The organism is Pseudomonas sp. NPDC086251, from assembly GCF_044746405.1.
Lineage (GTDB): Bacteria > Pseudomonadota > Gammaproteobacteria > Pseudomonadales > Pseudomonadaceae > Aquipseudomonas.
Genome location: NZ_JBIVBY010000032.1, coordinates 1 through 23,632 on the forward strand (window position 1 = coordinate 1; position 23,632 = coordinate 23,632).

Below are 23,632 nucleotides of genomic sequence, written 5' to 3' on the forward strand. Positions count from 1 at the left end.
CGGAAGCCGTTAACGTCGACTCCGAAGCCGCCTTTAACCTTACCCGTGATAACGCCCTTGACCACTTCTTCGGCTGCGAAGGCTGCTTCCAGAACAATCCAGCATTCAGCGCGCTTGGCTTTTTCACGGGACAGCTTGGTTTCACCAAAGCCGTCTTCAACCGAGTCCAGAGCAACGTGAACTTCGTCACCGACGTTGATAGTCAGTTCGCCAGCATCGTTGTAGAACTGCTCAAGCGGGATGAGTGCTTCAGACTTCAGGCCAGCGTGAACGGTTACCCAGCGAGCTTGGTAATCGATATCAACGATAACACCGGTGATGATGGAGCCTGCCTGAAGGTTCAGGGTTTTTAGGCTTTCTTCAAAGAGTTCCGCAAAGCTTTCGCTCATTTTAATTCCTGTTGAATAAGGGCGAAGGATACGCCCATCTCCACGTCCCAGACGACGTGGGTTATGTTCATTAGAAGAAGCACCACAAGACTATGACTGGTCCCCTACGGTGTTTCTTGGTCACCCGGCGATATCGCGAATGGCGATCTCGCTCATGATGCGTTCCAGCACCTGGTCGATGGATAATTCCGTGGAATCCAGCTGAATGGCGTCAGCCGCCGGCTTGAGCGGGGCTACCGCTCGCTGGGTGTCACGCTCATCGCGTGCACGTATCTCATCTAGCAGACTCGACAGACTAACACCATCGACTTTGCCCTTCAACTGCAAGTATCGACGGCGCGCACGCTCCTCGGCACTGGCAGTGAGGAATATCTTCAGCGGCGCGTCCGGAAAAACCACCGTGCCCATGTCGCGGCCATCGGCCACCAGGCCCGGAGCCTCCTGGAATGCCCGCTGGCGCTGCAGCAGCGCGTCGCGCACCGCCGGCAACGCGGCCACCTGGGAAGCCCAGGCGCCCACTTGTTCGTTACGCAAATCGTCGGTGACATCGTCACCTTCGAGGATGATTCGCTGCGGATGACCTTCGGTCGCGCCGACGAACTGCACGTCCAGATGAGCGGCCAACAGCTTCAGCGACTCTTCATTGGTCAGATCGACGCCATGGTTACGCGCTGCGAACGCCAACAAACGGTACAACGCACCGGAATCCAGCAGGCACCAGCCAAGACGCTTGGCCAGAATCCCGGCAATGGTGCCCTTGCCCGACCCGCTTGGGCCGTCGATGGTAATGACCGGTGGCTTGATAATCACGACTGAGCCTCTTGGGCAACACGGATACCGACCTGCGCGCACAACGCGAGGAAGTTCGGGAACGACGTCGCGACGTTGGCGCAATCATGGATGCGGATCGGCGCCGTGGCGCGCAGCGAAGCCACGCTGAAGGCCATGGCAATCCGGTGATCGCCGTGACCGTGCACTTCGCCGCCGCCGATCTGGCCGCCATCGATGATGATGCCGTCCGGGGTCGGTTCGCACTTGACGCCCAGCGCCAGCAAGCCATCGGCCATGACCTGAATGCGGTCCGACTCCTTGACGCGCAGCTCTTCAGCGCCGCGCAGGATGGTGCGCCCTTCGGCACACGCTGCGGCCACGAACAGCACCGGGAATTCGTCGATAGCCAGTGGAACCAGCGCTTCCGGAATCTCGATACCCTTGAGTTTAGCTGCACGTACGCGCAGGTCCGCTACCGGTTCGCCACCGACTTCACGCTGGTTTTCCAGGGTGATGTCGGCGCCCATCAAGCGCAGGATGTCGATCACGCCGGTACGGGTCGGGTTGATGCCGACGTGTTCGAGCACCAGTTCCGAGCCTTCGGCGATCGAAGCGGCCACCAGGAAGAAGGCCGATGACGAGATATCGCCCGGCACTTCAATGTGGGTCGCGGTCAGCTTGTGCCCGGACTCGACCGACGCGGTCGCGCCGTTGACGGTGACCGGATAGCCGAAGCCACGCAGCATGCGCTCGGTGTGATCGCGGGTCGGTGCAGGCTCGGTGACGGTGGTCTTGCCTTCGGCGTACAGACCCGCCAGCAGCAGGCAGGATTTAACCTGGGCACTGGCCATCGGCATGGTGTAAGTCAGGCCTTTGAGTTTGTTGCCACCGCGAATGGTCATCGGTGGACGACCTTCGGCAGCGGTCTCGATCACAGCGCCCATTTCACGCAGCGGATTGGCCACGCGATTCATCGGACGCTTGGACAGCGAAGCGTCGCCCGTCAGGGTGCTGTCGAAGTTCTGCGCAGCCAACAGGCCAGACAGCAGACGCATCGAGGTGCCGGAGTTGCCCAGGTAGATCGGGCCCGGCGCTGGTTTCAGGCCATGCAGGCCGACGCCGTGGATGGTCACGCGACCATGGTGCGGACCTTCGATCACGACGCCCATGTCACGGAAAGCTTGCAGCGTCGCCAGGGCATCTTCGCCCTCAAGGAAACCTTCCACTTCGGTGACGCCTTCGGCCAGGGAGCCCAGCATGATCGAACGGTGGGAAATCGATTTATCGCCCGGTACACGAATCCGCCCAGTCAGGCGGCCACCAGGTTGTGCCAGGAAAATCAGGTCGTTGGAGTTCATAGCGTCCACATAAGCCCGGCGGGCCAGGATTTTACTGAAATGTTCGCGGGCAACCCGGGCGCGAGTGAATACGCCCAACAATTGGTGCCCATCCCCTGCATCGACCGCGTCGCGCAAGGCGTCGAGGTCGCTGCGAAATGTATCGAGTGTGCGCAGGACAGCTTCGCGGTTGGCGAGGAAGATGTCGTGCCACATCACCGGGTCGCTTCCGGCGATTCTTGTGAAATCGCGGAAACCGCCCGCAGCGTAACGGAAGATCTCAAGATTTTCATTGCGCTTGGCCAACGAATCGACCAAACCGAAGGCCAGCAAGTGCGGTAAATGGCTGGTCGCCGCCAGCACTTCGTCGTGACGCTCGACCTGCATGTGCTCGACATCGGCGCCCAATTCGCGCCACAACCGATCGACCACGGCCAGGGCTGCCGGATCGGTCTGATCCAGCGGCGTCAGAATCACTTTATGGCGACGGAACAGGTCGGCGTTGGAAGCTTCCACCCCGCTCTGCTCGGAACCGGCAATCGGATGCCCCGGCACGAAACGCGACGGCATACCGCCAAACGCTTCGGTCGCCGCGCGCACCACATTGCCCTTGGCGCTGCCGACGTCGGTCAGAATCGCTTGCCCCAGGTCCATGCCGGCCAAGCGACCGAGCATTTTTTCCATGGCCAGGATTGGCACGGCCAGTTGAATCACGTCGGCGCCTTGGCACGCGACGGCCAGGTCTTCTTCGCAGCGATCCACCACACCCAGCTCAACCGCCAGCTTGCGTGACTGCGGATCGAGATCGACCCCGACCACTTCGCGGCACAGGCCGCTCTCGCGCAAACCCTTGGCAAACGAACCGCCGATCAACCCCAGGCCGACCACCACCAGGCGACCGATCATAGGTGCAGCAGATTGCAGTGCAGTGACATCAACCACGAGCCAGAACCTTGGTCAGTGCCTCGAGGAAGCGGCTGTTTTCCGCCGGCAGACCAATGGTGATGCGCAGGTGGTTCGGCAGGCCGTAGTTGGCCACCGGACGCACGATCACGCCTTCGCGCAGCAAGCCCTGGAAAACAGGCAGGGCAACACGACCGACGTCGACGCAGATGAAGTTACCCTTCGACGGAATCCAGCTCAGCCCCAGCTCACGGAAACCTGCTTCCAGTTGCTGCATGCCGGATTCGTTCAGGCGACGGCCTTCTGCCAGGTACTCGGTGTCCTGCAGCGCAGCGCAAGCCGCGGCCAGGGCCAGGCTGTTGACGTTGAACGGCTGGCGTACACGGTTCAGCACGTCGGCGACCACGGCGGTGGACAAACCGTAACCGACCCGCAACGCCGCCAGGCCATAGGCCTTGGAGAAGGTGCGCGAAACCAGCAGGTTCGGGTACGCCGCGAGATAGTCGAGACCATCCGGCAAGTCGCTGCCTTCGGCGTATTCGATGTAGGCCTCGTCCAGCACCACCAACACGTGCTCCGGGACGTCCTGGAGGAATTCGTCCAGAGCTTCGGCGTCGAACCAGGTACCGGTTGGGTTGTTCGGGTTGGCAATGAACACCACGCGGGTGTTGGCGTCGATCGCGGCCAGCATGGCCGGCAGATCATGACCGTAGTCTTTGGCCGGGATCACTTTCGCCTGGGCGCCAACGGCCTGGGTCACGATCGGATAGACCGCGAACGCATGCTCACTGAACACCGCGTTCAGGCCCGGCGCCAGGTAGGCTCGGGCGACCAGCTCCAGAATGTCGTTGGAACCGTTGCCCAGCGTCACTTGATTCAGTTCGACGCGGCACTGCTCGGCCAGCAGGCTTTTCAGCGCAAAACCGTTGCCGTCCGGATAACGGGTCAGCTCGGCCAACGCTTCGCGAATGGCCGCCAGTGCCTTGGGACTGGCGCCCAACGGGTTTTCGTTGCTCGCCAGCTTGATGATATTGGCTGGATCGATGCCCAGCTCGCGCGCCAGTTCGTCCACGGGCTTGCCCGGAACATAAGGCGAAAGTTGTTGCACGCCCGGCTGTGCCAGAGCGAGGAAGTCACCACTCATTTGCTACCCCTTAGAGAACTGCTTTCGGGTAGGAACCCAGCACTTTGAGTGCTACTGCTTCCTGACTGATCTTTTCCAGCACACCTTTTACCAGCGGGTCGCGGTGGTGGCCGACGAAGTCGATGAAGAACACGTAGGTCCATTTACCGCTGCGCGACGGACGGGTCTCGATCCGTGTCAGATCGATGCCGTTGTCGTGGAACGGCACCAGCAACTCGTGAAGCGCGCCGGGCTTGTTGCTCATGGAGACGATGATCGAAGTCTTGTCGTCGCCGGTCGGCGGCACTTCCTGGCTGCCGATCATCAGGAATCGCGTGGAGTTGTCCGGGCGATCCTCGATTTTCTCGGCCAGGCGGGTCAGCCCGTACAAGCCTGCGGCCATGTCGCCGGCAATCGCCGCCGAGTTCCACTCACCCTTGACCCGCTTCGCCGCTTCGGCGTTGCTGGACACCGCCACGCGCTCGACATTCGGGTAATGCGCGTCCAGCCACTTGCGGCACTGGGCCAGGGACTGGGCGTGGGAATAAATGCGGCTGATGCTGTCGGTCTTGGTGTTTTCGCCGACCAACAGGTGGTGGTGAATGCGCAACTCGACTTCGCCACAGATGACCATGTCGTGCTCGAGGAAGCTGTCGAGGGTGTGGTTGACCGCGCCTTCGGTGGAGTTTTCCACCGGGACCACGCCGAAGTTCACCGCACCGGCCGCCACTTCGCGGAACACTTCGTCGATCGCCGCCATTGGCTTGCTGATCACGGCGTGGCCGAAGTGCTTCATGGCCGCCGCCTGGGTGAAGGTGCCTTCAGGGCCGAGGTAAGCCACTTTCAGCGGCTGCTCGAGGGCCAGGCACGAGGACATGATTTCGCGGAACAGTCGCGCCATCTCTTCGTTGCCCAGCGGCCCCTGGTTACGCTCCATCACGCGCTTGAGCACCTGAGCTTCACGCTCAGGACGATAGAACACCGGCACTTCGCCTTCGGCCAGCGAGGCCATCTTTACTCGCGCAACTTCCTGGGCGCAGCGTGCGCGCTCACTGATCAGCTCCAGGACTTTCTCGTCCAGGGCATCAATGCGCAGGCGCAGTGCCTTGAGTTCTTGCTCAGACATTAGCCGTGTTCCTTCTCGAACTCTGCCATGTACGAAACCAGTGCGTTGACCGCAACGATATCGACGGCGTTATAGATGGAGGCACGCATGCCGCCCACGGAACGGTGACCCTTGAGGTTCAACAGGCCACGCTCTTCGGCACCGGCCAGGAACGACTTGTCGAGACGGTCGTCCGCCAGACGGAATGGCACGTTCATCCACGAGCGGTCCGACTTGTTGATCGGGTTGCTGTACAGGCCGCTGGCGTCGATGAAGTCGTACAGCGTGCGCTGTTTCACTTCATTGAGCTTGCCGATGGCTTCAACACCACCCTGCTCCTTCAGCCACTCGAATACCAGACCCGAGAGGTACCAGGCCAGTGTCGGCGGGGTGTTGTACATCGAGCCGTTATCGGCCGCGACCTTGTAGTTGAGCATGGTCGGGCACAGGGAACGGGCGTGACCCAGCAGGTCTTCGCGAACGATGTTGACGACGATGCCGCTCGGGCCGATGTTTTTCTGGGCGCCGGCGTAGATCATGCCGAAGCGCGAGACATCGATCGGGCGCGAGAGGATGTCCGAGGACATGTCGGCCACCAGCGGAACGTCACCGGTTTCCGGGACCCAGTTGAATTCCAGACCGCCAATGGTTTCGTTCGGTGCGTAGTGAACGTAGGCGGCGTCTTTCGACAGGCTCCATTCGTTCTGACCGGGAATAGCGAAATAGTCGTAAGGCTTGGCGGTAGCGGCCACATTGACGTTGCCGTAGCGCGAAGCTTCTTCGATGGCTTTCTGCGACCAGATACCGGTGTCGATATAGTCGGCGGTAGCGTTTTCCGGCAACAGGTTCAGAGGGATCTGAGCAAATTGCTGGCTTGCGCCACCTTGCAGGAACAGCACTTTATAGTTCGAGGGGATATTCAGCAGATCACGCAGATCCTGCTCGGCCTTGGTGGCGATGGACACGAACTCATCACTGCGATGGCTCATTTCCATGACCGACAAGCCCTTGCCGTGCCAGTCAAGGAGTTCACCCTGGGCGCGCTGCAGGACAGCTTCGGGAAGTGCCGCAGGACCGGCACAGAAGTTATAGGCTCTCTTGCTCACATCCAATCTCGCTCTGATTTGGTGGGTCACGCAAACATATCAGTCGACGCAGATCCAATGTGGGAGCGGGCTTGCTCGCGAAAGCGGTGTAACAGGCGACATCGATGTTGAATGTCAGTCCGTCTTCGCGAGCAAGCCCGCTCCCACACTCGATCTCCATGGGCGTCGAAATTTCATTACAGACAAACAACAAGGGGGCGAATTTTCATCCGCCCCCTGTTTGCCCGCTTACTCCTGTGGTTCTTCGTCGGCGGCGGCGTCGAGTTGCTGGTCTTCGGCAACGTCGTCGATCACGACTTCACCGTCGAACACTGCACCCTCTTCGCCCTCGAGCTCCTCACCTTCAAGCTCTTCGCTCTCGACTTCCGACGGCTCCTGAACCCGCTCCAGACCGACCAGTGTTTCATCGCTGGCGAGTTTGATCAGGGTCACGCCCTGGGTGTTACGACCCAGGCTGGAGACTTCGTCGACACGGGTACGAACCAGAGTGCCCTGGTCGGAAATCAGCATGATTTCCTCGCCGTCGAGCACCTGGACCGCGCCGACCAGACGGCCGTTACGGTCGTTGCTGACCATGGCGATAACGCCTTGGCCGCCACGCTTGTACTCAGGGAATTCAGTGATCGCCGTGCGCTTGCCGAAACCACGGGCCGAAGCGGTGAGGATCTGGCTGCCTTCTTCCGGGATCAGCATGGAAATCAGCTTCTGGCCTTCCGGCAGACGCATGCCGCGAACACCACGAGCGGTACGGCCCATGGCGCGAACGTCGGTTTCCTTGAAGCGAGTCACCTTGCCGCCGTCGGAGAACAACATGACTTCGCGCTCGCCATCGGTAATGGCCGCGGAGATCAGTACGTCGCCTTCATCCAGCTCCAGCGCGATCAGGCCGACGCTGCGTTGACGGCTGAAGGATTCCAGCGGGGTCTTCTTCACGGTGCCTTTGGCTGTGGCCATGAAGATGAAGTGACCTTCGGTGTATTCCTCGACCGGCAGCATGGTGGTGATGTATTCATCACTGTCCAGCGGCAGCAGGTTGACCAGCGGACGACCACGGGCAGCGCGGGACGCTTCCGGGATTTCGTAGGTTTTCAGCCAGTACACTTTGCCTTTGCTGGAGAACAGCAGCAGCGTGGTGTGGCTGTTGGCGACCAGCAGGTGAGCGATGTAGTCCTCATCCTTGACGCCGGTCGCCGATTTGCCTTTACCGCCACGACGCTGAGCCTGGTACGCAGCCAATGGCTGGGTCTTGGCGTAGCCACCGTGGGAGATGGTCACGACGCGCTCCTCTTCCGGGATCATGTCACCCAGGGTCAGGTCGAGACGGGCATCGAGAATTTCGGTGCGGCGCACGTCGCCGTATTCGGCGCGGATCACTTCCAGCTCTTCGCGGATCACTTCCATCAGGCGCGTGGCGCTGCTGAGGATACGGATCAGTTCGCCGATCTGGTTGAGGATCTCTTGATACTCGGCCAGCAGCTTCTCGTGTTCCAGACCGGTCAGGCGGTGCAGACGCAGTTCCAGGATGGCTTGCGCCTGTTCCGGGGACAGGAAGTACTTGCCTTCGCGCAGGCCGTATTGCGGGTCCAGGGTTTCCGGACGGCACGAGTCGGCACCGGCACGTTCAACCATCGCCACTACAGCACTGGATTCCCACGCGGTCTTGATCAGCGCTTCCTTGGCTTCCGACGGGGTCGGCGACGCCTTGATCAGGGCGATGACCGGGTCGATGTTCGACAGGGCAACCGCTTGACCTTCGAGGATGTGGCCACGTTCGCGGGCTTTACGCAGTTCGAACACGGTACGACGGGTGACGACTTCGCGGCGGTGACGAACGAAGGCTTCCAGCAGGTCCTTGAGGTTCAGGATCCGCGGACGGCCGTCGATCAGCGCGACGATGTTGATACCGAATACCGCTTGCAGCTGGGTCTGGGCGTAGAGGTTGTTGAGGATCACCTCAGGCACTTCGCCGCGACGCAACTCGATCACGACGCGCATACCGTCCTTGTCGGACTCGTCGCGCAGTTCGGTGATGCCTTCGAGCTTCTTCTCTTTCACCAGCTCGGCGATCTTCTCGATCAGACGGGCCTTGTTCAGCTGGTAAGGGAGTTCGGTGATGACGATCTGCTGGCGGCCACCGACTTTGTCGATGTCTTCGATCATCGAGCGGGCACGCATGTAAATGCGCCCGCGACCGGTACGGTAGGCTTCGATGATGCCGGCGCGACCGTTGATGATCGCGGCGGTCGGGAAGTCCGGACCGGGGATGTATTGCATCAGCTCATCGATGGTCAACTCAGGGTTGTCGATGAGGGCCAGGCAACCGTCGATGACTTCACCGAGGTTGTGCGGCGGAATGTTGGTCGCCATGCCCACGGCGATACCGCTGGAGCCGTTGACCAGCAGGTTGGGAATACGGGTCGGCATGACCGCCGGGATCATTTCGGTGCCGTCGTAGTTCGGCACCCAGTCCACGGTTTCTTTGTGCAGGTCAGCCAGCAGCTCGTGCGCCAGCTTGGTCATGCGCACTTCGGTGTATCGCATGGCCGCGGCGTTGTCGCCGTCCACCGAACCGAAGTTGCCCTGACCGTCTACCAGCAGGTAGCGCAGGGAGAATGGCTGCGCCATCCGAACGATGGTGTCGTACACCGCGGTATCACCGTGAGGGTGATACTTACCGATCACGTCACCGACAACACGGGCAGATTTCTTGTACGGCTTGTTGAAGTCGTTGCCCAGCTCGCTCATCGCGAACAGCACACGCCGGTGCACGGGCTTCAAGCCATCGCGCGCATCCGGCAGTGCCCGCCCGACAATTACGCTCATCGCGTAGTCGAGGTAGGACTGCTTCAGCTCGTCTTCGATATTGACCGGGAGGATTTCTTTGGCCAGTTCGCCCATGAGAAGCCTGATTCCTTTTTCTGGTGAAACTTCGTCACATCCATATGGGACGAACGAAGCTCGCCGACGCAGGCTGAGTGCCATGCACCGACTTACGACAAATCAACGAGTTATGCCATGGATCTGCGCAGTAAAGACAACCCCGCGGGACTGCCTCGGAAAACGCCGGATGTTATCACAAGAGCCGCCACGCACCTATCCCCCTGATGCGCATGGAGCATAGTTAGTTGACCGGTGACAGGCTTGAAGCGGACGAGAGAGGCTTAGAGACGTCACACCCCCTATTTATCAGCAAAATATGGGGCAGGAGGAGAAGCAGACCGAGTCATCGTTCTTCGCGGGCAAGCCTCGCTCCTACAGAAATGTGCAACCTGTAGGAGCGAGGCTTGCCCGCGAAAGCGATCTATCAGGCGCTAACGATCATCAATGCAACCGCTTACGGCACATCAACTGCGCCATTTTCGCGGTGTCCGGGCGCTCGACGATGCCTTTTTCAGTGACGATCGCATCGATCAAGTCCGCCGGGGTCACGTCGAACACCGGGTTGAACGCGTCAACGTCGGCCCCGAGCCGCTTGCCGCCGACTTCCAGCAATTCTCGACCATCACGCTCTTCGAGGGGAATGTCGTCGCCGCTGGCCAGGTTCATGTCGATGGTCGAGCTCGGCGCCACCACCATGAAGCGCACACCGTGGTGCATGGCGTTCACCGCCAGCTGATAGGTACCGATCTTGTTGGCCACATCACCATTGGCGGTGATCCGGTCGGCACCCACGATGACCCAGGTCACGCCTTTGGTTTTCATGATGTGCGCCGCGGCGGAGTCGGCATTCACAGTCACGGGAATGCCCTCGTTGGCCAATTCCCACGCGGTCAATCGCGAACCTTGCAGCCATGGACGGGTTTCATCGGCATACACGCGCTCGACCATGCCCTCAATGAACGCCCCGCGAATCACCCCCAGCGCCGTGCCGAAGCCGCCGGTGGCCAGTGCGCCGGTGTTGCAGTGAGTCAGGATCGCCTGGGCATTGCCCTGGTGCTTGCGGATCAGGTCGACACCCAGCTGCGCCATGGTCAGGTTGGCTTCGCGATCACTTTCATGAATGGCGATGGCTTCGGCTTCCAGCACCGCCAGCGGATCGGCGTGATGCTTCAGGCGCTCCAGCCGGTCGCGCATGCGGCCAAGCGCCCAGAACAGGTTGACCGCGGTCGGACGGGAGTCGGCCAGCAGCGCGAAATCCTCTTCCAGCGCCGCTTGCCATTCACCGCCCTGAGCAAACCGGGCGCGAGCGGCCAGCACCACGCCGTAGGCGGCAGTGATGCCAATGGCCGGTGCGCCGCGCACGACCATCGAACGAATGGCTTCGGCCACGCCAGCGGCGCTGGTGTAGGCGATCCAGGTTTCTTCGAACGGTAAAATACGCTGATCCAGCAGGTACAGGGCGCCATCACGCCAATCGATGGCCTTCACTTTCTCCGCAGCCAACAGTCGATCGCGCATCCCTCACCCCGCACTCATGAACAAAAGCCGCCGATTATAGCGATCCCCCCGCGAAGACGCTCGGGTATACTTCGCCATCCTTTACAAAAGCACTGGAACCGACCTTCGATGCCGAACACTGCTGCTGCGCTCGACCTGCTGTTGCTGCCGACCTGGCTGGTACCCGTCGAACCTGCTGGCGTTGTCCTCAAGGAGCACGCCCTCGGCATCCGTGACGGGCGCATCGTTTTTATCGGCCCGCGTGCGGCTGCGCTGAAGCTTAACGCAACTGAAGTTCGTGAACTGCCGGACGTGCTGCTCAGTCCCGGCCTGATCAATGCCCACGGGCATGCGGCGATGACGCTGTTCCGCGGCCTGGCCGATGATCTGCCGCTGATGACCTGGCTGGAAAACCACATCTGGCCGGCCGAAGCCAAGTGGGTCGACGAAGCCTTTGTACGCGATGGCACCGACCTTGCCATCGCCGAGCAGATCAAAGGTGGCATCACCTGCTTCTCTGACATGTATTTCTTCCCGAAGGTTGCCAGCGAGTGCGTCCATAACAGCGGCATCCGCGCGCAAATCGCCATTCCGATCCTCGATTTCCCGATCCCGGGCGCCAGCACGGCGGACGACGCCATTCGTCAGGGTGTCGAATTGTTCGGCGATCTCAAGCACCACGAGCGCATCAAAATCACCTTCGGCCCTCACGCCCCCTACACCGTGAGCGACGAAAACCTCGAGAAAATCCGGGTGATCGCCGAAGAACTGGACGCCTCGATTCACATGCACGTGCATGAAACCGCTTTCGAAGTGCAGCAATCGGTCGAGCAGCGCGGCGAGCGCCCCTTGGCCCGCCTCGGGCGCCTGGGCTTGCTGGGGCCGCGCTTTCAGGCCGTGCACATGACGCAGATCAGCGATGAAGACCTGGTGCTGCTGGTAGAAAGTAACACCAGCGTGATTCATTGCCCTGAGTCGAACCTGAAACTGGCCAGCGGTTTCTGCCCGGTTGAGCGCCTGTGGCAAGCGGGCGTCAATGTGGCCGTCGGCACCGATGGCGCCGCCAGCAACAATGACCTCGACCTGCTCGGCGAAACCCGCACCGCCGCCCTGCTGGCCAAAGCCGTCGCCGGCTCGGCCACCGCACTGAACGCCCATAGCGCCCTGCGCATGGCCACGCTCAACGGCGCCCGGGCACTGGGCATCGAAGCTGAAGTCGGCTCGCTGGAAGTCGGCAAAGCCGCAGACATCGTCGCGTTCGACCTCTCGGGCCTGGCGCAGCAACCGATCTACGACCCGGTTTCGCAGCTTATATACGCCACAAGCCGCGATTGCGTGAAACACCTTTGGGTCGCCGGCAAGCAACTGCTCGACGACCGTCGCCTGACCCGCCTGGATGAAGAACAGCTCTGCGCCACCGCCAAGGCCTGGGGCCAGCGCATCAGCGGTCATACCGAATTGTAAGCACCCCGGAGCTAACGCCGGGGCAAAAGGATTTTTTCAAGTTTTAGAGGACTTAAACCATGAGCAACGTCGACTACGCCGAAATCGCCAAATTCGAAGCCCTGGCCCATCGCTGGTGGGACCGCGAAAGCGAGTTCAAACCGCTGCACGACATCAACCCATTGCGGGTCAACTGGATTGACGAGCGGGTCAGTCTGGCCGGCAAGAAAGTCCTCGACGTCGGCTGCGGCGGCGGCATCCTCAGCGAAGCCATGGCCCAGCGCGGCGCGACCGTGATGGGCATCGACATGGGCGAAGCGCCGCTGGCGGTCGCGCAATTGCATCAGCTGGAATCGGGCGTGAGCGTCGAATACCGGCAGATCACCGCCGAAGCCCTGGCCGAGGAAATGCCCGAGCAGTTCGACGTGGTCACTTGCCTGGAAATGCTCGAACACGTGCCGGATCCGTCCTCGGTGATCCGCGCCTGCTTCCGCATGGTCAAGCCCGGCGGCCAGGTGTTCTTCTCGACCATCAACCGCAATCCGAAGGCGTACCTGTTCGCCATCGTCGGTGCCGAATACATCATGAAGCTGCTGCCGCGCGGCACCCACGACTTCAAGAAATTTATCCGCCCTTCCGAGCTGGGTGCCTGGAGCCGCATGGCCGGCTTGACTGTCAAGGACATCATCGGCCTGACCTACAACCCGCTGACCAAGCATTACAAACTGGCGTCGGATGTCGACGTCAACTACATGATCCAGACCCTGCGCGAGGAGTAAGCCGATGCGTATCAGAGCAGTCCTTTTCGACATGGACGGCACCCTGCTCGACACCGCGCCGGACTTCATTGCGATTTGTCAGGCCATGCGCGCCGATCGTGGCTTGCCGCCGATCAACGACAAGCATATTCGCGACGAGATTTCCGGCGGCGCCAAGGCGATGGTCGCCGTGACCTTCTCCATGGACCCGGAATCACCAGGCTTCGAGGCATTGCGCCTGGAGTTCCTGGAGCGCTACCTGGTGGGTTGCGCGGTTCACAGCAAACTGTTCGACGGCATGGGTGAACTGTTGGCCGACATCGAGAAAGCCAACCTGATCTGGGGCGTGGTCACCAACAAGCCGCTGCGCTTCGCCGAGCCGATCATGCAGCAACTTGGGCTGGCCGAGCGCTCGGCGCTGCTGATCTGTCCGGATCACGTGAAGAACAGCAAACCGGACCCGGAGCCGTTGATTCTGGCGTGCAAGATGCTCAACCTCGATCCGGCCAGCGTGTTGTTCGTGGGCGATGACCTGCGCGATATCGAGTCGGGACGCGATGCCGGCACCAAGACCGCCGCCGTGACCTTTGGCTACATTCACCCGGACGACAACCCACGGCACTGGGGCGCGGATGTGGTGGTCGATCATCCGCTGGAGTTGCGCAAGGTGCTCGACAGCGCTTTGTGCAGCTGCTGAGCCTGAGTTTGTAGGAGCGAGCTCGCTCGCGAAAAACCCGAGAACGCCGCTGGGTGTCAGGCTTACCGCGTTATCGTTGACGACCATCGCGAGCAGGCTCGCTCCTACAAAGTCGCCCGTATTTCGATTTTGTGAGGTTTTTTATGTTTGATTATTCTGCCCACCCTGAATTGCTCAAGGACCGGGTCATCCTGGTCACCGGCGCTGGTCGAGGCATCGGCGCTGCCGCCGCGAAAACCTACGCGGCGCACGGTGCCACGGTGTTGTTGCTGGGCAAGACCGAAGCCAACCTGACTCAGGTCTACGACGAAATCGAAGCTGCCGGCCATCCACAGCCGGCGGTGATCCCGTTCAACCTCGAAACCGCCCTGCCCCATCAATACGATGAACTGGCGGCGATGATCGAAAGCGAATTCGGCCACCTCGACGGCTTGCTGCACAACGCATCGATCATTGGGCCACGCACGCCGATCGAACAGCTGTCCGGCGAGAACTTCATGCGCGTCATGCACGTCAACGTCAACGCCATGTTCATGCTCACCAGTACCTTGCTGCCGCTGCTCAAGCTGTCTCAGGACGCCTCGGTGGTGTTCACCTCCAGCAGCGTCGGTCGCAAGGGTCGTGCGTATTGGGGCGCTTACGGCGTCTCCAAATTCGCCACCGAAGGCTTGATGCAAACCCTCGCCGACGAAGTCGACACCGTTGCCCCCGTGCGCTCCAACAGCATCAACCCCGGCGCCACCCGCACCAGCATGCGCGCGCAGGCGTACCCGGGTGAAAACCCGCTGAACAACCCGACGCCCGAGGAGATCATGCCGGTCTACCTCTACCTGATGGGGCCGGACAGCACTGGCATCAACGGCCAGGCGTTCAACGCTCAGTAACGCCCGCGCGTCGCTTTTGTGCCGCGACGACTTCCCGTCGCGGCACTCGAAGCGCGTTGCAACTTCTGCTGTTTCCAGTCAAACAAATGTCACCGACGCGCTCCCCTTGCGCCGCAACATTCCAGGACGGTTGATTTAGAGCGAATTTTATTCAATTGAACCGAATGGCATGACTTTCGCTCTACATAGGCTCAGACACGCCGCGTGGTAGCAAATGGTGCAGTGCTGGAGTCAATTGGTTACTAATCTTCCGAAAAGCAGATTAGACTTGTACGAAATGTCCTACGGGACTGACGGACCAGTATGACGCGCAGCCCAAAGCCGCTCTCACCCAGCTTGTAAGACAGCCTTACTGCTTAGGGGCGCATGCCATATGAAATCACCTTCCCAGACCAACGCAATTGACTTTGATAGTGCCAAATTGCAACGCCTGGGCTTTGGTCATCAGCCCGTCCTTCTGGAGAGGCCCATCAGTCTCGCGCAGCTGCGCCAACAGTTGAGCCTGCAACTGCAAACCAGTCTTGAGCCGCAACGCATTCTCGGCCTCTTCTTCCGTGAAATTCAGAAACTTGTACCGCTCGATGCCTTGAGCTACGAGCACACGTCTAGTGATTTGCGCCTGGAGCTCGGCCTGCGCGGCCGTCATTCGCTCAGCTACAGCCTCAGCCACGAAGGCGAGCATCTGGGTGAATTGGTGTTTCGCCGGAACCTGCGCTTCAGCGAATTGGAACAGGGCAACCTCGAGTCGCTGCTGTCCGCGTTGCTGTATCCGATGCGCAATGCCCTGCTCTACCGCGCCGCCACGCAAAGCGCCTTGCGCGACCCGCTGACGAACACGGGCAACCGCATCGCCATGGATCAGACCCTGCAACGGGAAATCGACATGTCGCGCCGGCACCTGCAACCCTTGTCGTTGCTGATGCTGGACATCGACCACTTTAAACACATCAACGACAACCATGGCCACAGTGCCGGCGATGATGTGCTCAAGGCGGTTGCCGCCTCGATCAAAAGCCAGTTGCGCAATGTCGACATGGTGTTCCGGTTTGGTGGCGAAGAGTTTCTGATCCTGCTGTCCAACACCAGCCGCGAAGCCGCGGCCATGGTCGGTGAACGCCTGCGTTTCGCGACGCAAACCGCGGAATATTCGGCCGATGGCCAATCGATCGGCCTGACGGTCAGCCTGGGCTGCTCGACCCTGTTGCCGGGCGAGTCTGCGGAGAGCCTGTTGCGACGGGCGGACAGCGCGCTGTATGTGGCCAAGCGCGAAGGGCGTAACCGGTTGGCGATGGCGGGCTAATCCCACCCACACCACAAAACAAATGTGGGAGCGAGCCTGCTCGCGAAAGCGGTCTATCAGTCAACATCGTCGTTGATCGGTAGATCGCTATCGCGAGCAGGCTCGCTCCCACAGTTTTATTGCGTGATCTTCAGATCAGCTTTCCGCCAGTTCCTTGCGCTCACGGGCTACCGGCGTTCGTTCGCCGTGTTCCAGTTGCATGCAACGCTCCAGGAACAGGAACATGTAGTCGTAGCTCTTGCAGACGGCCTGGCGCAATTCCATTTGCAGCGCCTTGCTCGGGTTCATGCCTGCCAGCGTGCAGATGATTTCCAGTGCTTCCCACGGATGGGCATCGTCATACTGGGCATGCATCTTCAACCACTTCATGGCCCGCTTGCGGTCTTCTTCCGGGAAAGCGGCGGCGTAGACGCCCGTGGAACACACCAGCGCCGACCACTCGCCGGTCGCGCCTTCAATGGCGTAGTTGGTAGCGGCAATCGCCACGATCAGCGAATCCGCCGAACTGGTGTGCCAGCACCAGTGGCTCAGGGCGTGCAGTTCAGGGGCAACGTGTTGCGCTTGCAGATCTTCCAGGCTGACGCCGTGTGCATGGCTCCAGTTCACCCAGTAATCGGCGTGGTTCAATTCGACACGAATGTTGCGCATCAGCCAGCGGCGCGCCATGTCCTCGCCGGGATGGCGGGCAAAGCGGGTCTTGGTGAGGTTTTGTGCCATATACAATGCGAACTGTTCGACAACCGGCCAGCCACCAATCAGGTACTGACGCATGGTTTTTGCGCTGAGTTTGTTATCACGCATACGCTGATACAGTTCGTGTTCGACAACCCGGCGCTTGCTCTCACTGCAATCCTGGATCAGGCGCTGAGCCCAGGCGGGATAACTTGCAGCTTCCATGAGTGGTCCGGTTCGGTTGAATGTGTCGATCACTGTCGAGCTCCTTTTGATTGTGATTGTAAGGATCAGCAAGAGATTTCAACGGAACGTGCCCGGCGCCTTGAATAACAAGGGCTGAGGCCTGGCAGGACGACTTTGTAAACTGTCGCAGGTAAACAGATGCGGGCGTTCGATGACATACCCTTGAGCGTAATCGACCCCGATCTCCAGCAATGCCTGCTCGATCTGGGGTGTTTCTACAAACTCGGCAATCGTACGTTTACCCATGACATGACCGATGTGATTGATCACTTCGACCATGGCGCGGTTAATCGGGTCGTCCAGCATATCCTTTACGAAACTCCCGTCGATCTTCAGGAAGTCTACAGGCAAATGTTTCAAGTAGGCGAACGAGGACATTCCGGCACAAAAATCATCCAGCGAAAAATGGCAGCCTAAACCTTTGAGTTCATTGATAAACCTGATTGCACTTCCAAGATTTGAAATGGCACTGGTTTCGGTAATTTCAAAACAAATCATTTCCGGCGGTATCGCGTACTCAACAAACTTTTCCCGCAGAAAGTCCAGGAACGCCTCATCTCCGATGGTGGTGCCTGACAGATTAATCGCACACATGGCCAGCGGTCCCTTGCGCTTTTCGGCGATGCACTGGGCGATGATCTTGAACACGTTCTCGACAACCCAGCGATCAAGCGACGTCATCAAGCCATAACGTTCTGCCGCCGGGATAAAGCTGTCGGGCAGAATCATGCGCCCGGCTTCGTCATGCAGGCGCAACAGGATTTCGATATGCCCGCCGCCCTTCTCGACATGCCCCAAGGGCGCGATTTCCTGGGAATACAGACAGAAGCGGTCTTCCTCCAGCGCGATGTGCAAGCGCTGCACCCACGCCATTTCGCCGAAACGCAGCGACAGTTCCGAGTCGTCGGCGTGATAGACCTGTACCCGGTTGCGGCCCTTTTCCTTGGCCATGTAGCACGCCATGTCGGCCGCGCGCAGCGAAGCTTCGAGGGTGGTCGGGTTCTGAGTGACATGCACCAGCCCGATACTCACGGTGGTCACGAACGGTCGACCTTTCCACACGAAATGCAGGTTTTGCACGGTCTGGCGCAGGCTCTCGGCGATCTTCTCCGCCGACTCCGGCGCACAGTTTTCCAGCAAAATGCCGAACTCATCGCCGCCCAAGCGGGCCAGGGTATCGCCTTCGCGCAAACCCGATTGCAGCAACGCGCAGATATGCCGCAGCAACTCGTCACCGGCCGCATGGCCACAGGTGTCGTTGACCAGCTTGAACTGATCCAGATCGAGGAACATCAGGGCATGACGCCCCGAATATCGCGTCAGGTTATGCAGCGCCTGTTCCAGGCGATATTCGAACTCGCGGCGGTTGGCCAGACCGGTCAAGGCATCATGGGTTGCCTGCCACGACAGATTGGCAATGTATTGCCGCTCCTGGGTCATGTCGTGCAGCACCAGCACAGTGCCGCTGACTTTTCCGGCATTGCGGATCGGCGCCCCCACCAGGGTGACCGACACCGTGCTGCCATCCAGGCGCTGGATCAATTTGGAATGTTCGCTGCCACCGCTGAGTTGACCGCTCAAGATGTGCTCGATCAACGTAAAGCCATCGGCCTGGGCATTCTCGTCCAGCAGATTGAACAATGCCGCCAACGGCAGCCCCGTCGCCTGTTCAGCCTTCCAGTGGGTCAACGCTTCGGCAGCCGGGTTCATGTAGGCAATCGCGCCGGCGACATCCGTGGTAATCACCCCATCGCCAATCGACTGCAAGGTGATCTGCGCCCGGTCTTTCTCCAACTGCAGGGCTTCGGCGAACGCATGGCGCTGCTTGAGCAGTTTGTGCGTGCGCATCAAGGCCAACGCAATCAAGCCCAGCGCGGTGGCGAGGTTGGTCACCAGCAGCAGGCGCAGGATGACCCGCGAGCCTTCGCCCAAGGCATCGCTGAAGGCCTTCGCCGCCGGACTCACGCCGTCGTTGATGGCGAATATCTGTTCCTTCCAGCGTTTGACGTCGCCCTCGGTGGCCTGACTCGCGGCGATGCGCTGATGCATCTCCTGCGCAACGTTGTCGAGTTGCACCAGATACGCGTCGCCGACGGTCCAGCGGTCGATGGCTTTTTCGAGGTAACTGAAGTGCCGGAAATTGAGGTACAGCCAGATTAGGCTGGAGACGTCATCCGGGTGGTTGCCGCCCTTGAGAATGGCCAGGCGTGCCGCCTCGATATCCGGTTGATGCTGATCGAGGGCGACGCGCAATTCATGGCCGCCCTGAGGCACGGAAATGGCGTTCTGGTATTTGAGAAAAATCGATTCGTCGCGGCTGTCGGCGTACAGATTGAGGTAATAGATGGCGTCTTTCTGGCCCTTCGACCACAGGCTTTCACCGGCAACGTAGCCGCGAACCGCCGACAGAACGTACAGGCTGACGCCGCCCAGCAGGGCTTGAAATAACACAACGGCGATGAATGGCCAGACGATGCCCAACAACCGTGGCGTTCCGAGAGTCCGCGTTTGATTCATGAGGTCCCTTGTTTTAGCACTGCTCGATCGTCGTCCGGACAAGATCGCTACCGCTAGACTAGGTGGCGATTTCGCTCCCGGCAAGCGGCAAACCTTGCCCGGCCGGCGTGATGCGGCCCGGATGGCTACAACTGTTGCAAATGCCCATACAGCTTGGCGTATAAACCACCCTCGGCGATCAATTGCTGATGGTCGCCATCCTCGGCAATCTGCCCGCCGTCGAACACCAGGACACGGTCAGCCTGCTTCACCGCGGACAGGCGATGAGCAATGATCAGCGTGGTGCGGTTGCTCAGGAAACGCGCCAGCGCCTGGTGCAGGTTATATTCAGTGGCCGCGTCCAGTGCCGACGTAGCTTCATCAAGGATCACCACTTTCGGTTCGGCCAGGACCATTCGCGCAATCGCCAGGCGTTGACGCTGCCCGCCGGACAAGCGCACGCCGGAACGTCCGACGATGCTGTCCAGGCCATTGGGCAACTCGCGGACCGTGGTGTGCAGCTGGGCGATTTCCAGCGCCTGCCAGCAGGCCTCGTCGCTGCGTTCGCGGCCCATGGTCAGGTTGGCCCGTACGGTGTCGTTGAACAGCGCCGGATGTTGCAAAACCACCGCGACATTTTCCCGCACGGTTTCCAGGCCGATCTCTTGTTGGGTCGAACCGCCGAAGCGGATGGTCCCGGCCAACGGCGTGTACAAGCCCAGCAGCAATTGCACCAGCGTGCTTTTGCCGCCACCGCTGGCGCCGACGATCGCCACTTTTTCGCCGGGGGCGATGGACAGGTCCATCTGGTTCAACACCAGCTCGTCGCCGTAACCGAAACTCAAGCCCTGGACTTCGATACCCACGGTCTCACGACCGTTGAACGGATCGACTCCACCCGGATACTCCGGCTCATCGGCCCGGGCGAGCAACTCGTTGATCCGCGATAGCGCACCACCGGCGGCGTAAAAGGCGTATTGCAGATTCAGCAGCTGTTCCACCGGACCGATCATGAACCACAGGTAGCTGAACACCGCCAGCATCTGGCCGATGGACAGGTCGGAAAACAGCACGGTGAGCATGGCCGCCGCGCGGAAAATATCGATGCCGAACTGGAACAGCAAACCGCTGGCACGGTTCGAAGCATCGGTTTTCCACTGGGAGTTCACCGCGTAATCGCGCACTTCCCGGGCACGCTGGCCGAGGCGCCCTAGGAAAAACCCCTGGCGGTTGCCGGCCCGTACTTCCTGAATGGCATCGAGGGTTTCAGTCAGCGCCTGGGTGAAGCGCGAGGTGCTGTCGTTCTCGAGTTTCTTCAAGTGTTTGACCCGTTTGCCCAACAACACCGTGGCGTAGATCACCAGCGGGTTGAACAGCAGGATCAGCAGCGCCAGTTGCCAATGCATCCACACCAGAATGCCCGCGGTGCCGACCAGCGTCAGCATCGCCACGAGGAAGCGGCTGAGGGTTTCGCCGACGAATTTGTCGAGGGTATCGAGGTCGGTCACCAGGTGCGTGGTGACCGTGCCGCTGCCCAGGCTTTCGTATTCACCCAGCGAGATACGCTTGAGCCGTTCGATCAGGCGCACGCGAATGCGGTACACGATGTCCTTGGCCAGCGCCGCGAACAACCGCGCTTGCAGCACGTTGAACAGCAAGGCCGCGCAACGCAGGGTCAAGGTCACCAGCAGCATCAGGCCGATGTAGCCCGCCGCTTTCTGCCAGCCATCAGGCAGCGCGTGGTTCATGATCTTCAGCGCGGTGTCACCGTGGCCCAGCAGGACTTCGTCCACCAGCAACGGCAGAAGCAAGGGGATGGGCACGCTGCACAGGGTCGCCAGCACGGCCACGCCGTTGGCGATCCACAGGGATTTCTTGTGATGAAGGGCCAGCCGACGGATTTCCGCCCAACTCAGACGATCGACACGTGGAGCGGTTGCGGCGTTGTCGGGCAGATCATGCACAGGCAGCGCGCTCCAGCCAACGGCCGAGCAGCGGTGACAGTACGCTCAGAGGTTGATAGCCATTGGTCAACAGCGCCAATTGACCATCACGCTCTGCCAGCAAAGTAGGGAAACCGGCAATGCCCAGGTCCTGGACCCAGGTGAAATCGGCTGCGGTTGCGGCGTGCATGTCGGCACGGTCGAACGCTGCGGCGAACTCGATGCGCGGCAGACCGGCCTGCTCCGCCAGTTCCACCAGCACACTGGCGTGGGTGACATCGCGGCCTTCGGCGTAGAACGCGTGCTGGATCAGCCCGAGCAGTTTCCACGCGCAATCCGGCGCCAGGCTGCGCGCCGTGACCAGTGCCCGACAGGCAGGCTCGGTGTCGTAGACAAAACCGTCAGGCAACGCACCTTCACGCTTGAACGGCTGGCCGGTGGCCTCGGTGACCGCCTGCCAGTGTTCAAGGATATAGCGTCGGGTGGTCGGTTCCAGCGCCGAACCACTGCCGGTGCGCAAACCGCCCACCACCAGGTGCACGTCGACACCCGCTGCCTGCGCCTGCTCGACCAGCGCATTGGCCACTGGCGCAAAGCCCCAGCACCAGGAACACATCGGGTCCATCACATAGAGCAGGCGGCGCGCAGACATGGTTCAAGCCTCGGAAGGTGTTTGCTTGTAGTTGTAGCCGATCGGGTGAGGCAGGTTGCGAGCCTTGGCCAATTCGATCTGCTTTTGCCGGTCGATGGCGCTGCGACGGGTTTTCTCGCTCAGCTTATCCCAGCAATGCGGGCAACTGATGCCAGCCACATAGTGCTCGGATGCGCGGTCTTCAACGCTGACGGGGGTACGACAGGCATGACACTGATCGTAGTCGCCTTCGCTGAGGTCATGGCGAACGGTCACGCGGTTATCGAACACAAAGCAGTCGCCCTGCCATTTGGTCTCTTCCTGCGGCACCTCTTCGAGGTACTTCAGAATGCCGCCCTTGAGGTGATAGACCTCATCGAAGCCCTGGCTGAGCATGTAGCTCGAGGCCTTTTCGCAACGAATGCCGCCGGTGCAGAACATCGCGACTTTCTTGTGCACGGCCGGGTCGAAGTTGGCTTTGATGTAGTCGGGGAATTCGCGAAAACTGGTGGTCTTCGGGTCGATGGCGCCTTCGAAGGTGCCAATCGAGACTTCGTAGTCGTTGCGGGTGTCGATCAACAGCACTTCCGGGTCGCTGATCAGCGCATTCCAGTTCTCTGGATCGACATAGGTGCCGACCTTCTTGTTCGGGTCCACGCCTTCGACGCCGAGGGTGACGATTTCTTTCTTCAATTTGACCTTGGTGCGATAGAACGGCTGCTCGTCGCAGTACGACTCTTTGTGGTCGATGTCGTCCATGCGTGGGTCGTTCTTGAGCCAGGCCATCAGCCCGTCAATGCCTTCGCGGCTGCCGGACACGGTGCCGTTGATGCCTTCTTCGGCAATCAGCAGCGTGCCTTTGACGCCGTTGTCGACCATGGCTTGCAGCAGGGGCTCGCGCAGGGCGACGTAATCTTCCAGGGTGACGAACTTATACAGTGCCGCCACGACAATCTGTTGTGTCATGGGTGTTTCTCCAGGTGGCTACCCTCGCAAAGGGTGAACCGGATGCGAAAAAAAACGCGCCGGGTAAGCGGCGCGTTGTGCAGTCTAACAAAAATAAACCCTCCTGTAGGAGCACGGCTTGCCGGCGCAGGCGATTTCAAGGACGCCTTCGCCGGCAAGCCGTGCTCCTACAGGTAGTGATTTCAGTGTTTGCTGCCGCCAGCACAGGTCGGCGAGGCCGGAGCCGCGTCGATCTGTGCCCATTCTTCCGGTGTGTAGGTATGCAGCGCCAACGCATGGAATTCGCCCATCAGCTCGCCGAGCGTGCCGTAGACTTTCTGGTGACGCTTGACGCGGTTGAGCCCTTCGAACTGCTGGCTGACCACCACGGCCTTGAAATGGGTCTGCAACCCACGGCTGTGCATGTGGCTTTCATCCAGCACTTGCAGATGCTCGGGCTGCAACAGGCCAAGGGTCGATTCGATGCGTTGTTGCATGGTCATACC

At 60.4% G+C, this 23,632-nt stretch carries 19 protein-coding genes; 5 read left to right on the forward strand and 14 right to left on the reverse strand.

What is annotated here, in order from left to right:
* The 8 genes from ACIPL2_RS28080 to mtnA form a co-directional block, all read right to left on the reverse strand.
* Positions 1-389, reverse strand: a 389-nt coding sequence (locus ACIPL2_RS28080) for a S1 RNA-binding domain-containing protein (protein ID WP_401362021.1), incomplete at its 3' end; no start/stop codon positions are given.
* A 120-nt stretch (positions 390-509) separates the two neighbouring features.
* The gene (gene cmk, locus ACIPL2_RS28085) at positions 510-1,199 is read right to left on the reverse strand and encodes a (d)CMP kinase (RefSeq protein WP_401362024.1); all 690 of its coding nucleotides are present in this window, start codon (positions 1,197-1,199) and stop codon (positions 510-512) included.
* Positions 1,196-3,403: a bifunctional prephenate dehydrogenase/3-phosphoshikimate 1-carboxyvinyltransferase gene (locus ACIPL2_RS28090; protein ID WP_401362197.1), complete on the reverse strand. Its 2,208-nt coding sequence runs from the start codon at positions 3,401-3,403 to the stop codon at positions 1,196-1,198. Before ACIPL2_RS28090 ends, cmk begins: the two co-directional genes overlap by 4 nt.
* 28 nt (positions 3,404-3,431) lie before the next feature.
* The gene (gene hisC / locus ACIPL2_RS28095) at positions 3,432-4,544 is read right to left on the reverse strand and encodes a histidinol-phosphate transaminase (RefSeq protein ID WP_401362027.1); all 1,113 of its coding nucleotides are present in this window, start codon (positions 4,542-4,544) and stop codon (positions 3,432-3,434) included.
* Between the two features lie 10 nt (positions 4,545-4,554).
* Positions 4,555-5,649: a prephenate dehydratase gene (pheA, locus tag ACIPL2_RS28100; RefSeq protein WP_007899727.1), complete on the reverse strand. Its 1,095-nt coding sequence runs from the start codon at positions 5,647-5,649 to the stop codon at positions 4,555-4,557.
* Positions 5,649-6,734 carry a 3-phosphoserine/phosphohydroxythreonine transaminase gene (gene serC, locus ACIPL2_RS28105; protein WP_401362030.1) on the reverse strand — a complete coding sequence of 362 codons (1,086 nt, stop codon included), beginning with the start codon at positions 6,732-6,734 and terminating at the stop codon, positions 5,649-5,651. The genes pheA and serC overlap by 1 nt, the downstream gene beginning before the upstream one ends.
* Before the next feature lie 228 nt (positions 6,735-6,962).
* Positions 6,963-9,632, reverse strand: coding sequence for a DNA gyrase subunit A (gene gyrA / locus ACIPL2_RS28110; RefSeq protein WP_401362032.1), 2,670 nt, complete (start codon positions 9,630-9,632; stop codon positions 6,963-6,965).
* Between the two features lie 423 nt (positions 9,633-10,055).
* Positions 10,056-11,132, reverse strand: coding sequence for an S-methyl-5-thioribose-1-phosphate isomerase (gene mtnA / locus ACIPL2_RS28115; RefSeq protein WP_401362035.1), 1,077 nt, complete (start codon positions 11,130-11,132; stop codon positions 10,056-10,058).
* A gap of 108 nt (positions 11,133-11,240) precedes the next feature.
* Here mtnA and ACIPL2_RS28120 point away from each other — a divergent pair, with 108 nt between their 5' ends.
* The 5 genes from ACIPL2_RS28120 to ACIPL2_RS28140 all read left to right on the forward strand — a co-directional run bounded on the left by ACIPL2_RS28120 (position 11,241) and on the right by ACIPL2_RS28140 (position 16,193).
* Positions 11,241-12,575, forward strand: coding sequence for a TRZ/ATZ family hydrolase (locus ACIPL2_RS28120; RefSeq protein ID WP_401362038.1), 1,335 nt, complete (start codon positions 11,241-11,243; stop codon positions 12,573-12,575).
* A gap of 59 nt (positions 12,576-12,634) precedes the next feature.
* Positions 12,635-13,333, forward strand: coding sequence for a bifunctional 2-polyprenyl-6-hydroxyphenol methylase/3-demethylubiquinol 3-O-methyltransferase UbiG (ubiG, locus tag ACIPL2_RS28125; protein WP_056856461.1), 699 nt, complete (start codon positions 12,635-12,637; stop codon positions 13,331-13,333).
* Between the two features lie 4 nt (positions 13,334-13,337).
* Positions 13,338-14,009, forward strand: a complete 672-nt coding sequence (mupP, locus tag ACIPL2_RS28130; RefSeq protein ID WP_401362042.1) for an N-acetylmuramic acid 6-phosphate phosphatase MupP — start codon at positions 13,338-13,340, stop codon at positions 14,007-14,009.
* A 143-nt stretch (positions 14,010-14,152) separates the two neighbouring features.
* Positions 14,153-14,893 (forward strand): YciK family oxidoreductase, encoded by a 741-nt coding sequence (locus ACIPL2_RS28135; protein ID WP_401362045.1) that lies wholly within the window; start codon positions 14,153-14,155, stop codon positions 14,891-14,893.
* 373 nt (positions 14,894-15,266) lie between these two features.
* Entirely contained in the window at positions 15,267-16,193 is a 927-nt protein-coding gene (locus tag ACIPL2_RS28140; protein WP_401362047.1) for a GGDEF domain-containing protein, read from the forward strand.
* A gap of 135 nt (positions 16,194-16,328) precedes the next feature.
* On the opposite strand, the gene ACIPL2_RS28145 is transcribed toward ACIPL2_RS28140, so the two are convergent.
* The 6 genes from ACIPL2_RS28145 to ACIPL2_RS28170 all read right to left on the reverse strand — a co-directional run bounded on the left by ACIPL2_RS28145 (position 16,329) and on the right by ACIPL2_RS28170 (position 23,629).
* Complete coding sequence (locus ACIPL2_RS28145; RefSeq protein WP_401362050.1) at positions 16,329-17,123, reverse strand: TenA family transcriptional regulator; 795 nt, start codon at positions 17,121-17,123, stop codon at positions 16,329-16,331.
* A 45-nt stretch (positions 17,124-17,168) separates the two neighbouring features.
* Complete coding sequence (locus ACIPL2_RS28150; RefSeq protein WP_401362053.1) at positions 17,169-19,628, reverse strand: EAL domain-containing protein; 2,460 nt, start codon at positions 19,626-19,628, stop codon at positions 17,169-17,171.
* Between the two features lie 125 nt (positions 19,629-19,753).
* Positions 19,754-21,571, reverse strand: coding sequence for an ABC transporter ATP-binding protein (locus tag ACIPL2_RS28155; RefSeq protein WP_401362055.1), 1,818 nt, complete (start codon positions 21,569-21,571; stop codon positions 19,754-19,756).
* A complete protein-coding gene (locus ACIPL2_RS28160; RefSeq protein ID WP_177333688.1) occupies positions 21,564-22,166 on the reverse strand; it encodes a DsbA family protein in 603 nt (200 codons plus the stop codon). The genes ACIPL2_RS28155 and ACIPL2_RS28160 overlap by 8 nt, the downstream gene beginning before the upstream one ends.
* Before the next feature lie 39 nt (positions 22,167-22,205).
* Positions 22,206-23,147 carry a rhodanese-related sulfurtransferase gene (locus ACIPL2_RS28165; protein WP_401362058.1) on the reverse strand — a complete coding sequence of 314 codons (942 nt, stop codon included), beginning with the start codon at positions 23,145-23,147 and terminating at the stop codon, positions 22,206-22,208.
* Positions 23,148-23,329: 182 nt separating this feature from the next.
* A complete protein-coding gene (locus tag ACIPL2_RS28170) occupies positions 23,330-23,629 on the reverse strand; it encodes a BolA family transcriptional regulator (protein WP_052964137.1) in 300 nt (99 codons plus the stop codon).
* Between the last annotated feature and the right edge of the window lie 3 nt (positions 23,630-23,632).